Source organism: Roseivirga sp. YIW32 (genome assembly GCF_057219245.1).
Genome location: NZ_JBXVVG010000001.1, coordinates 1,064,676 through 1,080,754 on the forward strand (window position 1 = coordinate 1,064,676; position 16,079 = coordinate 1,080,754).

Annotated in this window: 16 protein-coding genes; 8 read left to right on the plus strand and 8 right to left on the minus strand. The window is 44.3% G+C overall.

All coding sequences use genetic code 11. The features are described from left to right. Positions 1 to 130 precede the first annotated feature (130 nt). The 5 genes from AC2D6U_RS05160 to AC2D6U_RS05180 all read left to right on the plus strand — a co-directional run bounded on the left by AC2D6U_RS05160 (position 131) and on the right by AC2D6U_RS05180 (position 5,372). Entirely contained in the window at positions 131 to 3,307 is a 3,177-nt protein-coding gene (locus tag AC2D6U_RS05160; protein WP_484719882.1) for a S41 family peptidase, read from the plus strand. Positions 3,308 to 3,313: 6 nt separating this feature from the next. Then, positions 3,314 to 3,877, plus strand: a complete 564-nt coding sequence (locus AC2D6U_RS05165) for a DUF7010 family protein (protein WP_484719883.1) — start codon at positions 3,314 to 3,316, stop codon at positions 3,875 to 3,877. Between the two features lie 145 nt (positions 3,878 to 4,022). After that, positions 4,023 to 4,400: a hypothetical protein gene (locus tag AC2D6U_RS05170; protein ID WP_484719884.1), complete on the plus strand. Its 378-nt coding sequence runs from the start codon at positions 4,023 to 4,025 to the stop codon at positions 4,398 to 4,400. A 79-nt stretch (positions 4,401 to 4,479) separates the two neighbouring features. Next, on the plus strand, positions 4,480 to 4,947 hold the full coding sequence (locus AC2D6U_RS05175) for a hypothetical protein (protein ID WP_484719885.1): 468 nt from the start codon (positions 4,480 to 4,482) through the stop codon (positions 4,945 to 4,947). Between the two features lie 53 nt (positions 4,948 to 5,000). Next, positions 5,001 to 5,372, plus strand: coding sequence for a VOC family protein (locus AC2D6U_RS05180; protein ID WP_484719886.1), 372 nt, complete (start codon positions 5,001 to 5,003; stop codon positions 5,370 to 5,372). 55 nt (positions 5,373 to 5,427) lie between these two features. Here the strand turns inward: AC2D6U_RS05180 and AC2D6U_RS05185 are convergent, their stop codons facing one another. Beyond that, positions 5,428 to 5,907, minus strand: a complete 480-nt coding sequence (locus AC2D6U_RS05185; RefSeq protein ID WP_484719887.1) for a c-type cytochrome — start codon at positions 5,905 to 5,907, stop codon at positions 5,428 to 5,430. A gap of 71 nt (positions 5,908 to 5,978) precedes the next feature. On the opposite strand from AC2D6U_RS05185, the gene AC2D6U_RS05190 reads away from it, so the two are divergent. Together AC2D6U_RS05190 and AC2D6U_RS05195 are read left to right on the plus strand one after the other, a co-directional pair. Then, the gene (locus AC2D6U_RS05190) at positions 5,979 to 6,665 is read left to right on the plus strand and encodes a 3-keto-disaccharide hydrolase (protein ID WP_484719888.1); all 687 of its coding nucleotides are present in this window, start codon (positions 5,979 to 5,981) and stop codon (positions 6,663 to 6,665) included. A gap of 56 nt (positions 6,666 to 6,721) precedes the next feature. Continuing rightward, complete coding sequence (locus AC2D6U_RS05195) at positions 6,722 to 7,144, plus strand: hypothetical protein (protein ID WP_484719889.1); 423 nt, start codon at positions 6,722 to 6,724, stop codon at positions 7,142 to 7,144. Here AC2D6U_RS05195 and AC2D6U_RS05200 read toward each other — a convergent pair. The 7 genes from AC2D6U_RS05200 to AC2D6U_RS05230 form a co-directional block, all read right to left on the minus strand. Then, positions 7,134 to 9,458: a carbohydrate binding family 9 domain-containing protein gene (locus AC2D6U_RS05200; RefSeq protein ID WP_484719890.1), complete on the minus strand. Its 2,325-nt coding sequence runs from the start codon at positions 9,456 to 9,458 to the stop codon at positions 7,134 to 7,136. The two genes, AC2D6U_RS05195 and AC2D6U_RS05200, sit on opposite strands and share 11 nt — an antisense overlap. Next, positions 9,407 to 10,417 carry a formylglycine-generating enzyme family protein gene (locus AC2D6U_RS05205; protein ID WP_484719891.1) on the minus strand — a complete coding sequence of 337 codons (1,011 nt, stop codon included), beginning with the start codon at positions 10,415 to 10,417 and terminating at the stop codon, positions 9,407 to 9,409. The genes AC2D6U_RS05200 and AC2D6U_RS05205 overlap by 52 nt, the downstream gene beginning before the upstream one ends. A 142-nt stretch (positions 10,418 to 10,559) precedes the next feature. Continuing rightward, entirely contained in the window at positions 10,560 to 11,270 is a 711-nt protein-coding gene (locus AC2D6U_RS05210; RefSeq protein WP_484719892.1) for a DUF2490 domain-containing protein, read from the minus strand. A 172-nt stretch (positions 11,271 to 11,442) separates the two neighbouring features. Next, positions 11,443 to 12,018 carry a VTT domain-containing protein gene (locus AC2D6U_RS05215; protein ID WP_484719893.1) on the minus strand — a complete coding sequence of 192 codons (576 nt, stop codon included), beginning with the start codon at positions 12,016 to 12,018 and terminating at the stop codon, positions 11,443 to 11,445. Between the two features lie 35 nt (positions 12,019 to 12,053). Beyond that, positions 12,054 to 12,428: a response regulator transcription factor gene (locus AC2D6U_RS05220; RefSeq protein ID WP_484719894.1), complete on the minus strand. Its 375-nt coding sequence runs from the start codon at positions 12,426 to 12,428 to the stop codon at positions 12,054 to 12,056. Then, a complete protein-coding gene (locus AC2D6U_RS05225; protein ID WP_484719895.1) occupies positions 12,425 to 14,266 on the minus strand; it encodes a sensor histidine kinase in 1,842 nt (613 codons plus the stop codon). Before AC2D6U_RS05225 ends, AC2D6U_RS05220 begins: the two co-directional genes overlap by 4 nt. Before the next feature lie 14 nt (positions 14,267 to 14,280). Continuing rightward, the gene (locus tag AC2D6U_RS05230; RefSeq protein ID WP_484719896.1) at positions 14,281 to 15,609 is read right to left on the minus strand and encodes a M24 family metallopeptidase; all 1,329 of its coding nucleotides are present in this window, start codon (positions 15,607 to 15,609) and stop codon (positions 14,281 to 14,283) included. 167 nt (positions 15,610 to 15,776) lie between these two features. Between AC2D6U_RS05230 and AC2D6U_RS05235 the strand changes: the two genes are divergently transcribed. Beyond that, positions 15,777 to 16,061, plus strand: coding sequence for a hypothetical protein (locus AC2D6U_RS05235; protein ID WP_484719897.1), 285 nt, complete (start codon positions 15,777 to 15,779; stop codon positions 16,059 to 16,061). The last annotated feature ends 18 nt before the right edge of the window (positions 16,062 to 16,079 follow it).

Consider the following 16,079-nt stretch of genomic DNA (forward strand, 5'->3'; position numbering starts at 1 on the left):
AAAAAATAATATTTATTGATTAGATTGGTTGTAAACAACTGATCTAATCATGTCATCAAAAAACGCGTCCCTCCTATTTACTCTCTGTCTTTTGCTCAGCTTATCAGTCTCTGCTCAGGAATCAAGACTTTTGCGCCAACCCTCACTTAGCAGTGATCAAATCACCTTTACCTATGGATCCGACATTTGGGTAGCTGACTTGGACGGGGCAAATGTAAAGCGTATCACATCAACACCTGCCATTGAGAGCAATCCACACTTTTCTCCCGATGGCCAATGGATTGCGTTTAGTTCGAATCGGTCAGGGAATACAGCTGTTTATGTAGTTTCCAAAGAAGGAGGCATGCCGACTCGTTTGACATGGGAACCTTCCGCTGCTAATGTTCGAGGTTGGACGCCTGATGGTGGTCAGGTATTGTATGCATCTGCAAGAGGTACGGCTCCTCGAGGTTATGCCCGCCTTTGGACGGTGCCCGCTCAAGGAGGTCCCTCTACTTTGGTCTCTTCCCAATGGGGTTTTGATGGCTCCTACGGTCCGAATGGTCGACTAATTGCCCTTGATCGCATGGACCGCTGGGATGTTGAATGGAGAGCCTATCGTGGTGGCCAGAACACTCCACTGATCCTTTTGGATACACGCAATCAAAACGAAACGCTTCTTCCTTTTGATGAACGCACTACGGACATACAACCGACATGGCTAGGCAATAAGGTGTATTTTCTTTCTGATAGAGATTGGAACATGAACGTCTGGTCCTACGATCCCCGCTCAAAAGCCCTAGAGCAGATCACCACCTTGGAAAATACCGATGTCAAGTGGTTAGGGTCTGGTGGTGGACAATTGGTGATCGAACACGATGGCTATTTGCATCTACTCAACCCACAAACAAAGGCCTTGACCAAATTGAGTATTGAGATCAAAGCTGATTTTCCTTGGGCCGAAGAGCAATGGGAAACCGTAAGTGATCGAGCTAGCGCAGTGTCTTTATCAGCAACTGGGAAACGCGTATTGATGGAAGCGCGCGGGGAGATCTTCACGGTTCCGACTGAATTTGGCGATGCAAGAAACATCACCAAGAGCTCTGGAACGGCAGATCGAAGACCCATATGGTCGCCTGAAGGAGATGAAATTGCCTGGTTTTCAGATGAAGGAGGCGACAAGTACCGCTTGTACATTACCAAACAAGATGGAATCTCTGACAAAAGAAGTTTCGACATCGGTGAATCTAAATTAGGTTGGGAACCTACCTGGTCTCCTGACGGTAAACACATAGCCTTTGTAGATGATGACGTGCGGATCAGGGTGTTAAATCTTGCAACAGGGAACATCATCACCGCAGATGTCGGAGGTACCAATCTCGAGAGAGGCAATACAGGTATTACCTGGTCTCCTGATTCCAAAATGCTCGCTTACGCTAAATCTGCTCCGAATAACTTCAGAAAGATCATGATCTGGAATAGCGAGACCAACGAGGTCAAGCAAATGACCAATGAATTGGCCGACGCGACCTCTCCTACCTGGGACGCAGACATGACACATTTCTATTTCTTAGCCAGCACGGATGTTGCACTTGGATCAAGTTGGGCAAACACCAGTGCCATGATGGCAAATCCTAGTTATGCGGCTTATGTAGTCGTATTGCAGGAAGGAGTCGACTCGCCTTTTATTCCTCAAAGCGATGAAGAAAAACCAGTGGAAGAGAAAACACAAAAGGATGAGGAAAAAGAAAAGGATAAAAAAGCAGAAAAAGAGGAAGAAAAAGGTATTTCAATTGATTTTGAGGGTATTGACCGCCGAACGATCGCTCTGCCTTTGTCTACGGCCAATTACGTTGCGACAGCAAGCGGCCCAGCAGGCTCCTTTTTCCTTGCGGAAAGAAAACCTGGTCAATTCGCATTGACATTGCATAAGTTCTCTTTGGCCGATAGAGAAGCCAAGGAATTCATGGAGGGTGTCAGACAATTCAGTCTCTCCCCCGACGGCAAAAAGATCATCATGCAAGCCGGTGGACGTTGGACCGTAGCATCAACCAGCGGTCCTAGTGGGAAAGGAGGAAAAGCCGTTCAGGTCAATTTGAAGATGAAACTGAATCGATTAGAAGAATGGGCACAGATCTTCAAGGAAGCCTGGCGTTACGAACAGGATTATTTCTATGACCCGGGAATGCATGGAAGGGATTGGAATGCAGTGTATGACCGATATGCCCCATTGATTCCTTATGTAAGACATCGGGCGGATTTGAACTATGTGCTGGACATGATGAATGGAGAACTTTCTGTTGGCCATAGTTTTGTCGGCGGTGGTGATTACCCAAGTGTAGACCGCTCACAAATGGGCTTGTTAGGCGCTGACTTGGTCTTGGACAAAAACAAATGGAAAATTGAGCGGATATACACCACAGAAAGCTGGAACCCAGGGCTCACCTCTCCTCTTGACAGACCCAACATCAAGGTCAAAGAAGGCTATTATTTGGTTGGCATCAACGGTCAAGAACTGACAGCTGATCAAAGTCCTTTTCAACTATTGGACGGTACAGCAGGCGTTCAAACACTGATTCACATCAATGACCAACCGACCTTTGACGGAGCATGGACTGAAACCATCGAACCCATTCGCTCTGAATCGGCATTGCGACAACGGGCCTGGGTGGAAGACAACCGCAGACGAGTGGATGAATTGTCCAATGGAAGACTTGGCTATGTCTGGGTTCCTAATACCGGAGGACCGGGATACGTATCTTTCAATCGTTACTTCTTCGCCCAGCAAGACAAGGAAGGCGCTGTGATCGATGAACGCTTTAATGGCGGCGGTCTTTTAGACGACTATATGGTCGATCTGATGACTCGTTCACTCCGAGCAGGCTTGACTAATGAAGTACCCAATGGGCAGGCCTTTAGCCTTCCAGGTGGTATTTTAGGACCTAAAGTATTGTTGATTAATGAACTTGCAGGTTCAGGAGGTGATTTCTTCCCTTGGGCCTTCAGGCAACAGAATGCGGGTCAACTCATTGGCATGACTACTTGGGGTGGTCTAGTAAAGTCTTCGACGCATTATGCCATGATCGATGGCGGTTCCTTAACCGCTCCAGACAATGCAGTATTCGACCCGATCAACAACGTCTATGTAGCAGAAAATGAAGGCGTAGCACCGGATATTGAAGTACGCCAAGACGCCAAGGCCTTAGCAGAAGGCCGAGACCCACAATTGGAAAGAGGAGTAAATGAGCTTATGAAACTCATCAATGCAACTCCTAAACAAGTGGTCACCCCACCCCCTTTTAATACGCCAGCCAAGAAGAAAAACTAAGGACGCATGAAAGAGGTTTTGGAGCACAAAAGCATCTTAGCACTCAAACTCGAAATTCAACGCGAAGCGAAGAAAGGCGTTGATTTTCTACTGGCAGCAGGTCTTTTGTGTCTATTGATCAGCTTTATTTGGTCTTGGGATCAAACCTCTTACAACAAGAGCATCTTTGCTTTCATGGTTGGGGCCTTACTACTGCCCCTCGCATTTGGATTGTCAAACGTATTGAAAACTACCTGGAAGATTAAAAACAACCCATTGCAACCCCTCGGACTCTGGTTGAACTTTGCTCAACTGATCTATTTTGCGATTTCTGTTTTTATGTTGATCAAGTTTCCTGACTATTTTATTCTGGTCCACGCGATCATAACTGGTGCTCATTTATTTCCTTATGCATGGTTCTATGATGAGCTCGGTTATGCGGTGGCCGCAAATTTCATTGCCGCCGGCAGTTTAGTCTTGGCTTTATTGGAGGTATTTGAAAATACATTGGCTATTCCCCTGTTAACAGCCTTGACTTTTCTATGTCTGGCAGCATGGATTCTTCTCAAAGGGGTGCATTCAAAAAGTTAAGGCTTCAACATCTCGCAATATCCGTTTGGTCGAAGCCACCCGTTGTAAAAGAAAATGTTTATTTCGCTATATTGAATATGGTAATAACCTTTTGTCTTCATTCTATGAATGAAAATTGTTGAATAATAAATCCATTTATCATCGCATGCTACGTTCTCAGTCAGTAAAAATACTCAGCCTTTTATCACTCTTGATCTTATCCTTCCTCTTGGTCAGCACGGTCTTGAGACCCATCCCTATTCTTCCGGAATCTGATCTCTTAAGTCATTCAGGACGAGTGGTTAGCATTGTAGAAACGACACAGGCGGATATTGTATTTCGCCTTGACGATGGACGTGCATTTTATGTCAATCGTGGAACTGAACGAGGGTTAACAGCCAGTGCTCTGGAAGATCAGTTAGTTGGAAAGGAGCTAACCTTCAAGTACCCTGATTACCGCACCTACTGGGGAGATGCGTCATTAAAACACGTGTCAGTGATTCGCTATAAAGACGAGCTTATATTTACCGAAAGCCCTGAATAGCCAGAATGTCTCCGCTTGACTTATTCTCCTTGCCCGGAATTGAACATGTTCTTGATCATATCACCAATTCTTTAAATTAATGAGCCAACCTGCTTCCTATAAAACGTACGCCTCCTATTTTTTCAGCGCACTCTGTCTAGTTGTTCTGCTTGATTTCATTCTTCCCGGTAAAGCATTTGAAGAAACCGTTAGAGAAGCAAATCAACAGCGTGAAGAGTATTATAATGCAGCACAAGGATATCATTACAGCTACAGCATTTCAACGGCACACCATACCATCAACCTGCCAGAGGACCTCTATCGATCAGACTTGATTGGCACAACGGTTAACTACCGGGTTTCGCTCATTTTTAGGGAGATCAATCAATTTCAGATCGTTGATCAAGCGAAAACAACGAACAGTCTTCGGTATTACTCAGGCCTAATAGTTCCTCTACTTGTCCTGCTCATTGGGCTCTTCTACTTGCGCTATCCGAAACGCTTGGATATCCTTGTCTTTGTCACACAGGTGGTTCTCCTAGGCGACCTGATCTATTTGCTCCAATAATACTGCTTGCACCTGCATAATTAATTTTCTACTAACTTTAGTAAAAGACATTATTGAATCTAGGAGCTTTCTCTGTTAGCTTAACTGTCAAGGACATTAACGCTTCAAAAGAATTTTACGAAAAACTAGGCTTTAGCCCATTTGCTGGATCAATTGAACAACACTATCTCATCATGAAAAATGAGGATACCCTCATTGGCTTGTTTCAAGGAATGTTTGAAAACAACATCCTGACCTTCAATCCTGGATGGAACCAAGAGGCAAAGGAACTCGAAACTTTTGACGATGTTCGGGCCATACAGCGCGATCTAAAAGCAAAAGGCATCCCTTTGCTTTCTCAGGCGGATGAGGAGACCAGTGGACCTGCAAACTTTATGATTCAGGATCCTGATGACAATGTGCTGCTTATTGATCAGCATCGCTAAACTTTTTCTTGGCACGTTTTTTTTTAAAGCCTGCTCTGGATCTTTATGCTTTTGACTATTGAATTTTTGCTGTTCTGAGGTATTCCAATACAGCCCTTGCTTCTTGTTCAATAAACCCCACATTCGTCATTGGAGAACCATTGAACTCCATAAACAGCGCTTTGGCCAGAGAATCATCTCTTAGCATGTATTCTGTATTCAGGATCATGTTCATGATCCATTCTGGGCTTCTACGCTGCGTTACTCCTTGCAATTCGGGTCCAATAAATTTGGCGTCAATTCGATTACACACCGTACACGACGAATTGAACAGCTCCTCTCCTGACGTCGCCAGCTCTTGGTCAATTGTTGATTCTAGCTTTAGCTCCTTGATCGGTCCAATACCTTTGTTTTCAAGATCAATGATCTCTGACGCTTTGATCACTACTTTTTCTAGGCTCTGAGAGCTATTGATATCAAAGTCGTCTGTTCTATCCTTCTTCCCCCCACAAGAAAGGATGAGAAAGCAAAGGATGAAAAGCTGCGTGGATTTCATGTCTTTAGTTTATATAAGCGAAACGTCAAAAACAATGAATTTTGTTTATCTATGTTATTCAATCGTCCACTATGAAAAAAATAGCCCTAGCATTCCTATTCCTTTCGATCCTCAGTTGTTCAACAAATGAAGGATGGGAAGACCTGTTTAATGGAAAGGATCTTAGCGGTTGGCATGTGTACAACGGCGTCGGGCAGGCAAATGGCTGGTATGTAGATGATGGAGTACTCGTTTTTGACCCCACATTAAGAACAGATGCTTCAAACGCTAGCCTCATCTCAGACAACACCTATAAAGACTTTGAGCTCTCCATTGATTGGATGATCTCGGCCAACGGCAATTCGGGACTTTTTTGGTCCGTCAAGGAAGATACCGCTTATGCCTTTCCTTACCAAACCGGACCTGAAATACAGATGCTCGATGACAATTGGAAGGAGTATATTGAAGCGCGTGGTAATATACAAAGGGCCGGCTCGCTCTTCAATGTGTTGGCTCCAAACCAATGGGTAAGTAATCCTGCTGGTGAATGGAACACATACTTACTCCACATCAACCAAAGTAAAAATGAGGGGTGGTTAGACTTCAATGGCGTACGAGTACTTGAATTCCCGGTCAATGGACAGGAATGGATGGATTTGATCGGTCCCACTCCTTTTGCTGATTGGCCTGAATTTGGCACCACACAAACGGGTCACATCGGTCTTCAAGATCATGGAGCAAAAGTAGCTTTTCGAAGAATTCAGTTGAGAGCCTTATAGAGGACTTAAGGCCAGCATACCACCTAACAGCCTGTCTATTAGCACATTTAAACCAATTGAGTCTAACGCTAGTTATTACAATAGACGACTCAACTTATGAAAAACAGATCTTCCTACTGCTGTTTTCAGGTTTCCTATTAACAGCAGTCATCCTCACCGTTGTACCCAACACAAATCATTCGGCAGAAACCCTTGCCACCACGACCGGTACTGTTGAAATGATCTATGAGACGGATCATTTTGACATTATTGTAAAACTTAAAGAGAACGATAGCCGGTATCTGATCAAACGAGGCATTGAGCAAGGCCTTTCTACTGCCGTATTAACGAACAAGTTGCTCCTTCGAAGAGTGGTGATCAAGTATCCCCAATATTGGCTTCCGCTTCAAAACAACAAGCCGAAAGAGTTGTCCACGTTGATCTACCAAAATGAAGTGATCTACACGGCTTTTAGCACCGACCTGATCACTAGAAATTAAGCCAATAGGTCATCTTAAAGACTAAGGCCCTTGATTTTGATGCACCGAAGTTGATGAATCCGTCTTGGTTTTCAGCTAAGTAATTATCCGTATACACCAAGAAGATGTCCGAGACTGGTGCAAAACGCCATTGGAGTCTCGAATTGATGTTAACATTTTCAATTTGGCTGTTATACTGAACAAAAGTGGTCCAGAACAATTTCTTGCTAAAGGTAAAATCAAAGCGTGGTCCGATCAGAAAAAGGTTCGCATTGTTATGTGGCTCAGGAAGCCTGATGCGATTAACGGAGAAATCGATGCTGGTGAAACCCAGGGGTTGATAACGCCACTGCACACTTCCCTCCAAATTGATGCGTGTGCCATTGAAATACTCACCAGATCGCGTACTTACATTGAATGAGATCTCCTTGCGTTCGTCGGATTGGTAGCGCGCAATGATCAAATTGTTCGTATACTCCGTATCAGCAGGTAATGGAACACCCCCGGAACCACTAGGATCGAACCCATTAAACAAATACGTGTATTGTCTTCTCAAGCGAAATGAAAAACTTGCTGACGAGCGCCAGTTGATATCATATAGCAAATTAATATCCCAGTCAAGTAAGCCAAACTCATCGTTGCCGACCATGTCAAAATCAACCCCAGGGCCATGTCGTTGTATCGGTCCGCTGGAGGGGAAAAAGCTTCTCCTGTACGTACTGGCCAATTGCCTGATGTCTGTACGGCGGACAAAGCCTACCTCCGGTGCGTAATTCTCTCCCACGATCTGAGATCTCATGTTCCAAGACCATGCGGGCACATTGTATTCCAAGCTCACCCCAGTGGCAAAGGCATTGTCAAGACGCTCTTGCTGTATGTTTTGATGATAAAATACTTTCCCGTTGACCCGGTTATCGGCAGATGCGATATTATAATCCAAACCGAAGGTTCTATCCCACTCGTTATACAGCGCATTGTCATAGTCATTCATGCCTTCAAAAGTCTGTTTATTGACCAAAAAGCCTGAGATGTTCGAACGAGCAAATACCTTTTGCTGTAGAGAGAGCATGGAATAGTTGTAGGAAGGAAGATTAGCCGATTCGTCATCGGCAACCTGCATACTCAAAACGCCCACTCGCAAGTTGTCATTCGCCTTGCCACTCAAGCGCATCCCGAACGGAATCGCTGAGGAGATATTCTGTCCTGTACTTTCGTCTCTGGAAACACCGATTCGTCGACTAAAGAACGGTCGGGTCCCTTGAATACCGTAATTCGCAAATAGGTCCGCGTTTTCAAGAAAGAACTGTCTCCTCTCAGGAAAAAAGATCTCAAAACGATCCAAATTGGTGACTTGTTGATCGACTTCAACCTGGGAAAAATCGGGATTAACTGTCAGGTCTAAATTCAAGCCCGGTGTCACTGCATACTTCAAATCGAAACCAGCATTAAAACCCGTCTCTGAAGGTGTACCATCCTCGAAGTTCTGGTTGTAATTCCCTGCGATGTATGGTATGAACGAAATATTGCTGCCGGACTTTTTGGTGGGTTCTTCCCACTCTGCGCTCTTCATGCTGGCCAGATTGAAGATCTGGAAATTTCGAGAAATCGGTGCCCAAGTAGAGCGTTCAGCATTCTCGCTGTCAATGCGATAGAAGTTCACGTTCCAATTCGTTTGTCCTTCATTGAATCGCAAGGAGTTCAGTGGAATAGCGATTTCTGCCACCCAATAACCTTCGTATTGCTTCGATTCGCCTCTCCATACATTGTCCCAATCTAGACTAAAAGAACTCATGCCGCTGCCGCCATTGGCAATGAGTCCCTCCCTTCGTACCCCATAAGGATTTATACCAAAAATAAAGGCATTGGTATTGTCTTGAAAGGTGTCAAAAATGACCGAGAAGGAATCATTTGCGGAACCTCTAAAATCCCGGCGCAATGACGGGGTCACGTATTCTCGATCAGGCGCTGTATTGTACATCACACCCAGCACATACACAAACTTATCGTCATACAACACACGCGCAACCGACTGATTAACAGCCAATGAAGAGTCATAAGGAAAATACTGCATCCAATTGAAAGCTGAGTCGGCTTCCATCCAGACATCCTCTATAACCCCATCAATAGTAATCGGGCTGTCAATTTTCTTGAATTGAATGTCCTGAGCGAGGATTGGAACAAAGCCGAAGCAGATACCCAATAGTACAAATAGCCGTTTCCGCATGGTGCAAAAATAAGCGTCTAGGATGTGGGTCAGTTTGAATTTATACCAACGGTCTATTCTCAATAAGATCGCATGCCGATCTGTTCCGAAGAAGAAATGATCTTCAACCAATGATCATGGTCCATGACGGCACGGAAACCGACGTGGTCTTGCCCGGTGTCAGGGCTTGATTTCATCCGAGCACTGGCGCGATAGCTGCTGCAATAACTCTCATTACACAAAAAAGAACCCCCTCTTTGCACCCGCTGCGGCATCGTGGGTTGATTGGGATCAAAGGGAGTTGTGGCCCCTTTAGGATCCTTTATGCTACCTTGTTTAGCAAGTTGGGGGTAGTAATTGACATTATACCAATCTGCTGTCCATTCCCAAACGTTTCCGGCCACATCATATAAGCCGTAGCCGTTGGGTTCATAGGTTCCAACCGGCGCTGTTGTAAAGTATCCATCTTCCTCATGATTGTGCTCTGGAAAGTCTCCTTCCCAAGTATTGCCACAGATGGTGATCGACTCGAAATCATTACCCCAGGGATAGAGGTTATCTTTCAGGCCACCTCGTGCTGCAAACTCCCACTCCGCTTCTGTCGGTAGGCGTTTACCTACCCATCGCAAATATGCCTGCGCATCGTCCCATGAGATCTGCACAACTGGATGGTCCATCTTGTCTTCTATCGATGAACCCGGACCTTGTGGTTGTCTCCAATTGGCTCCTTTCACCCAGCTCCACCATTGCGTCCAGTCTTGGAGGTTATCGGTTTCTATTGGCGTAAAGACCATTGATGACGCTACCAAGATTGAATCCGGTGGTTTCGGCGTACCTGGAGGCAATTGTTGCTTGAGCACTTCCCAATCAATGTCTTGTTCAGCGGTAGTGACATAACCTGTGGCATCAACAAATCGCTTAAACTCTGAATTTGTCACCTCCGTTGCATCCATCCAAAAACCGGATACTTCAACCGGATGCGCAGGGAACTCATCTCGCCTGGCTTGATTATCTCCTTCAATGGCTCCCATCATAAATTCGCCACTCGGCACCCAAACCATGCCCGGAGGACCGTTTTCAGGTGCTTCCATCTGTTGACCTTCCTGCTGGCAAGAGATTACAAAAAGACATGCCAACATACATGCGACACATTTTATTATGAATTGCAACATATGTGCTAAACTAAGTGGTTCCTATCAAAGTGACCTACCCTTACCATGAGTTTTTGGTCTCTTATTTGACTCGCCATGGAATTTCTCTCCTGAACTTCAATTGAAACAAGAAATTATTAATACTGGCATTGGGATCTAAGGCCTTTCCATCTATATCAAAATTAGCCAAAAAGGTCACTCGCCAGATCTCATCTACATTATAGCCTATACCGATGTACATTCGAGCTCTATCCCGCGTCAGTTCAGTCAATCGATCTTCTACAGAACGAAACAGCTCAAAAGAAAACGGAAAGAACCAATAGCTATCTCCAATGGGGTTTAATACTTCATACTGTCCTGATAAACGCAATCTAAAGCGTAATTCAAATCGAGCGCGATCGTCGAGCAGGTCGTCAAAACTTATTCGCTCCTCCACCCTTCCTAGGATGTTCAACCGAAGATTATCTGTCGGGTCAATGTTGTATTGAACACCCTGATAAGGTCTTAATTCAAAACGATTGGTAAATGCGTCTCGAAACTCATAAAAAAGACCAACACCACCTCTAAGAAACCATTTGTCGTTCAAGCGGTAAAGAACTGACGGTCGAATATTCCATCGCGTTTCTGATTCAGCGGCTAGTAGCCTGCGATAGCCAAGATCACCGTACAGTTGTAATCGATCATTTACATTGGCATGCAAGCTGAAATCCAACCATATTGATTCAGCACTTTGTGCATGTAGCCCATGACCGACGAAAACCAAATAGCAAAACACTAATAACCTTATGCGCATGGATCAATTCATCAGTAATAAGGTGAAGAGCAAAGACTTTATGGGTATGACCTGTTGGTATTAGTTAAGCGTAAAAAAGGAATTATTGGAAGAACTTTTAGCCACGATCATGCCCTGGAGTTCGCCTTGCATCCTCAGCTTCCTCTATTGATACTTGATGAAGGTTAATTGGCTACACACTGGAAAGGTTCCATATGATCAACCCATAAACAACAAAGCGGAGGACACGAAAAGAGGAAAAGATCAAGTATTTCTTTACCGGATAGGCCAAAGAACCGGCGATCAAACTGATCAGTGCAAAAGGTAATGGTGTCAATGCTGCTACAATGATGATGCCTCCCCCGTATTGGTCGTAGCGCTTCCGGTACTTTTTCAGCTTCTTACCGAAGAACCGTCGGAAAAAGGCCATATCACCAATTTTATTACCGAAGTAAAAATTGATCCAACCAGCTCCAATGGACAAGAGAGTCATCACAATGATCACCCATTCATAAAGTATTGCAGGATCATCTTTCGTCCAGATCATGAATAACTCCGGGGGAATCACACCTACCATTACCTCACTGATTAGAAAAATGGTGAACATGAGCCAATAATCATCTGATATCCAATGCTCTAATGCCTCATATTGGCTGGCGAAGTATCGTTTAACCAAAACTACTGCAACAATCAATACCACCAAATACAGAAAACCTCTAATAAGGTTCTGAGAAAAGTAGTTGTAGAAGTCTCGATTATTTTGTGCCATATGGAACAGGTCCTATGCGCAATTAAATGAATTCTCTACTTCTTCTGTTTAAAATTTTGAAGGATATCTTTAAAAAACATTGGCGAGGTAAACTTGTCAATGATCTTGACCTCTCCATATGCTGACAGGTCGATCGTCAAGTCTTCCATCAATTGCCCACTGTAGATATAGATTTCCGTACCGTCTGCTCTCAATTTCTCAATCGTTTGGGCAATGAACTCAGATCCTTTCATGTCTGGCATCATTTGATCACTGATCAGGATATCGTAACGATTTTCATTGACAAGAGCGATCGCCTCACTACCGTTCCGAGCTTGATCTATCACAATGTCTTCTACAAAGAATTCCAGGAAATCCTTCATGGTATCCCTAACGGAGAAGACATCATCCACAATTAATAGCTTGATCATAAGTTGATTAAAACGATAGCGCTCGTTCCTCCATGTTCATTTTGGGTCACCGAAAGACCATGACCCAGTCGTTTCGAAAGCTCTTTGGCTAGATAAAAGCCCATTCCTTCGACTTCCTGCGTCCTTGAAATCCTTGGACTGGCATTTCCTAGGGTAGACAAGGCTTCATTGGTAATCCCGTCGCCAAAGTCTCGCACCTCAATGGTTAATTCAGTTTCCGTGTTGAATATATGAATTTCAGGTCGTTGTACCTCGGTTCGGGTGTGCTTGTGTGCATTATTGACGAGTGTTCTCAAAATATAGAGCAAGGTAACGGTTCGAGATTCAAATCTTAGGTCATGCGCTGCTGCGCACACGACATTGTCGGTCACTTCAGATTCAAGCTTTTTCTGCAACAGTTCCACCGTCATCAACTCTTTCGCCCCTTGTTCTTCGGCAGACATAAAGAACAAAAAATCATTCAGCATTTGTTTGATGGTCTGAACCGACCGATTCGCGCTGTCGATACTTTTATCCTTGATCTTCGCCAACAGGTGTTGGTCAGATTTTGCCTCAGCAAGCATTGCCAAATTCATTTGCAATGAGGAAACAGGAATTTTGATTTCGTGTGAGATCAAACTTAACATGGTATTTTTGGTGTCGGCCAATTCCAATTGTGCAGCGCGCTCATTTGCCAAGGAAACACTCTTCAGGAAGGTCCGGAATAAGGCGATGTTGCAGATCACGATGATGGCACTGACCAAAATCACGTTCAAAAGGAAAGGAATTTCGCCCAAATTCAAGAAGGTAAATACTTGAAATAAGGTCCAAATAAAGACCAGGATCAGGGCTGCGATCAAAAAATTGGAACTTGGTGCTTTTTCCAGTTTGGCCTTGACAATGGTGTAGATAAAGACTCCCACGTAAAGCAAAATAAAGAACAGGTAATACTTCAAGGTTGCGGTAAAAACTGCAGGTCCGGCAAATAAGACCACCGCCATGCTGATGGATGAACCGATGTAAAATATGCGAGTGAGTACTTTAGATGCCTGCTTTCGGAAGGTTTCGAAAACGAATAATCCACCAAAAAGTGCTGCTGTATGAATCGTCAGGTACTCCAATGTGATGGACAAATAAAAATTCGTATCAGGTGCTAGGCTATGCAATGGATATGGAGATGCGCCTAACATCCGATACATCAAGCTCAATGAAAACAGCGCGTAGAAAAACACTTGAAGCTCCAACTGACGACTCAAGAGCGAAAAGCCGAATAAAATAAATCCGGTTATGAAAAAACCACCAGCAAGGAATAGATTGATCCCTTGCTTCACGCGAAGATCTAAAGACAAATCCAAATAAGATCCAACGATGGGTTCGTAATAGATGCCAGAGTTCAAGTGATCAAAATTGGCGGCTTGTACGGCAACGATCAGTTCATTTCCAAATCGCTCAGGAATTGAAATGACAACAGGTTCTCGGTAGGGTTTATATTCAGCCTTGGACTTAGCTACTTTTCCTGATTTGTAAATAGACTGCCCATTGATGAACAGCTCATAGGATGAAAACACATGATCAAGCTTTATCCCCAGCGATCCATCGTTTGCGATAGTTAGTTCCTTGATATAAGTTGCATAACCAAACTTGGATACGCCCGGCAACCCCCAGCTATTCCAATCAGAGGGGACTTGCATGGTTACTCCCCTATTTTTGGCCTCTTCCGGGAGCTTGATCAACTCCTGCCAAAAGAATTGCCATTCTCCGGCAAGCGATTGGTTGTCTTGTTGACCCTTTTCAAATTGAGGGTCGCCACTTACAAGAAAGACACTAAAGAGTGAAACAAGAAAGAGGTAATTCCCCATTAACAAGTAGATTATCAGTTGACTGCTTTGATCTCCTCTTGTCTACCATCAATGTACCAAACGCCGGTCGCATCGAAGAAGGCTTCTTCTTCCAACATGATGCGAATGTCTTTGTCCCATTCTTTTAAGTAGACTGTTGCATTGAGTTCAATAGAATAAGCTGTATTCAAGTGCAAAGGATAATCTCCCGTAACTGGTACACCTCCCTGCGAGTCCCACATTCCCAATGTAGTTCCTGAAGCATGTCCATGATACCCTATCGGATGCGTGTAAATGGAAGGACGAATGCCTTCTGCGATCGCTTGCTCACGACTCATTTTTAACACCTCGTTGCCTGTTCTTCCTTCTTTGAAGTTGTTGGTAAAGATATCCTGGAGGCGGTTACCAATAGCAAAAGCTTCCTGTAAGTAACTCGGCACTTCCTTTTCTCCTGGCTTTAACACATAGAAATGTTGTTGCTGATCGGTATTCAACCTTAAATAGGTAATGCCAAAATCACAGTGCAGCAAGTCGCCGGGCATGATCACGTTGGTCGCTGGGCGTTTCGAAAAGGAACGCAGCTGCTCTTGGTTATTCGGGTCGGCTCGCTGGACATCCACAGACGGTTGAAACCATGTCTGCAGTTTCATTTCCCGCACTTTCTCACGCATCCACCAGACCACATCGTCTGTTGTGGTTACCCCAGGGGTGATTACTTTTGATGAAAAGGCTTCTGCAATGATCGCATGAGATATTTTTGCAATGTGAGGATAAATGGCCATCTCGGCGGCTGTCCGTGTTTCCAACCAGCCTATGGCTACTTTTTCTGAAGAAACGATCTTGTCCCGATCCTTTTTATCTAGGGCTGCACGAAGCTCTTCTAAGTCCGTTGCCACAATGCCGTCGGTAATGCCAAAGTATTTCGATTTGTTAACAGCAATTTTCTTTGGGTTCCTTTCTCGAATGATCTCCGCCAATCGGGCCCATTGATCGGGTTGTTCCTCCTTGTTCCAAGCACTTTTAAATACGGAGCCAACATCATACCTGGCAACAGCCAAGGTTTCAATGCCCTGCTCCTCTCCCCGATCGAAAAACACCAATATGGTTCTTCTCCTGGCTGCCAACCATTCGGCAGGCAGAAGGGTCTTGATCACAGGATCTTCGTTGTATTCCCTCGAAATCACCAACCACATGTCAACGTTTTCTCTTCTCATGATCTCAGGCAAGTAATTTTGCACTTTGTCTTCAAGAAGTCGGTTGATCGTTTCGGCACGCTCTCTCATTGAGAGAATGTGGCCGCTAGAATGCTGTGCGTAGGCAAACACAGTAATGAATAAACATGCAGCGGTTAGAATGTGTTTCATGGTATTGATTTGGTTAGGCTATGAATCTATGTAATTCTTAGGCAGTCTACAAGCCTAACATGAGTTCTGATCACTGATTTACTTAGGAGAACCTGCAATGGTGAGGTCGGTGAGCATTTTTATGAACACACGCGATATTTAACGTAGGTTTTCTATCTTGACCATTCTTGAAACATTCGACCCAACCGTATCTATTAAAACTGACTGCAGGAAGGATTCCTCCTATTGCAGTTTGGCTGATCATCTCTCTACTCCAAGTCTTGTTCACAGTATTGACTTTTGTCATCGAAGAGATACCCATTACCTATGGTAATATTTACGTTTCCGCCTACTTCACATTCACTTTCGGTTATGTTGTTTACATTTCACGAGTCATTCACCAAAGCCATTCCAATAGCTTCAAAAAACTCCTTCATCATCCCCATTTAAGTGACGAAAACAGAGAGAAATAGCAAACAGAATTCGGGAAG

Coding starts and splice junctions, on each gene's coding strand:
- AC2D6U_RS05165 (WP_484719883.1), top strand. CDS start 3,314: ATGAAAGAGGTTTTGGAGCACAAAAGCATCTTAGCACTCAAACTCGAA.
- AC2D6U_RS05170 (WP_484719884.1), top strand. CDS start 4,023: ATGCTACGTTCTCAGTCAGTAAAAATACTCAGCCTTTTATCACTCTTG.
- AC2D6U_RS05175 (WP_484719885.1), top strand. CDS start 4,480: ATGAGCCAACCTGCTTCCTATAAAACGTACGCCTCCTATTTTTTCAGC.
- AC2D6U_RS05185 (WP_484719887.1), bottom strand. CDS start 5,907: ATGAAATCCACGCAGCTTTTCATCCTTTGCTTTCTCATCCTTTCTTGT.
- AC2D6U_RS05190 (WP_484719888.1), top strand. CDS start 5,979: ATGAAAAAAATAGCCCTAGCATTCCTATTCCTTTCGATCCTCAGTTGT.
- AC2D6U_RS05205 (WP_484719891.1), bottom strand. CDS start 10,417: ATGGAAGCACCTGAAAACGGTCCTCCGGGCATGGTTTGGGTGCCGAGT.
- AC2D6U_RS05210 (WP_484719892.1), bottom strand. CDS start 11,270: ATGCGCATAAGGTTATTAGTGTTTTGCTATTTGGTTTTCGTCGGTCAT.
- AC2D6U_RS05215 (WP_484719893.1), bottom strand. CDS start 12,018: ATGGCACAAAATAATCGAGACTTCTACAACTACTTTTCTCAGAACCTT.
- AC2D6U_RS05220 (WP_484719894.1), bottom strand. CDS start 12,428: ATGATCAAGCTATTAATTGTGGATGATGTCTTCTCCGTTAGGGATACC.
- AC2D6U_RS05225 (WP_484719895.1), bottom strand. CDS start 14,266: ATGGGGAATTACCTCTTTCTTGTTTCACTCTTTAGTGTCTTTCTTGTA.
- AC2D6U_RS05230 (WP_484719896.1), bottom strand. CDS start 15,609: ATGAAACACATTCTAACCGCTGCATGTTTATTCATTACTGTGTTTGCC.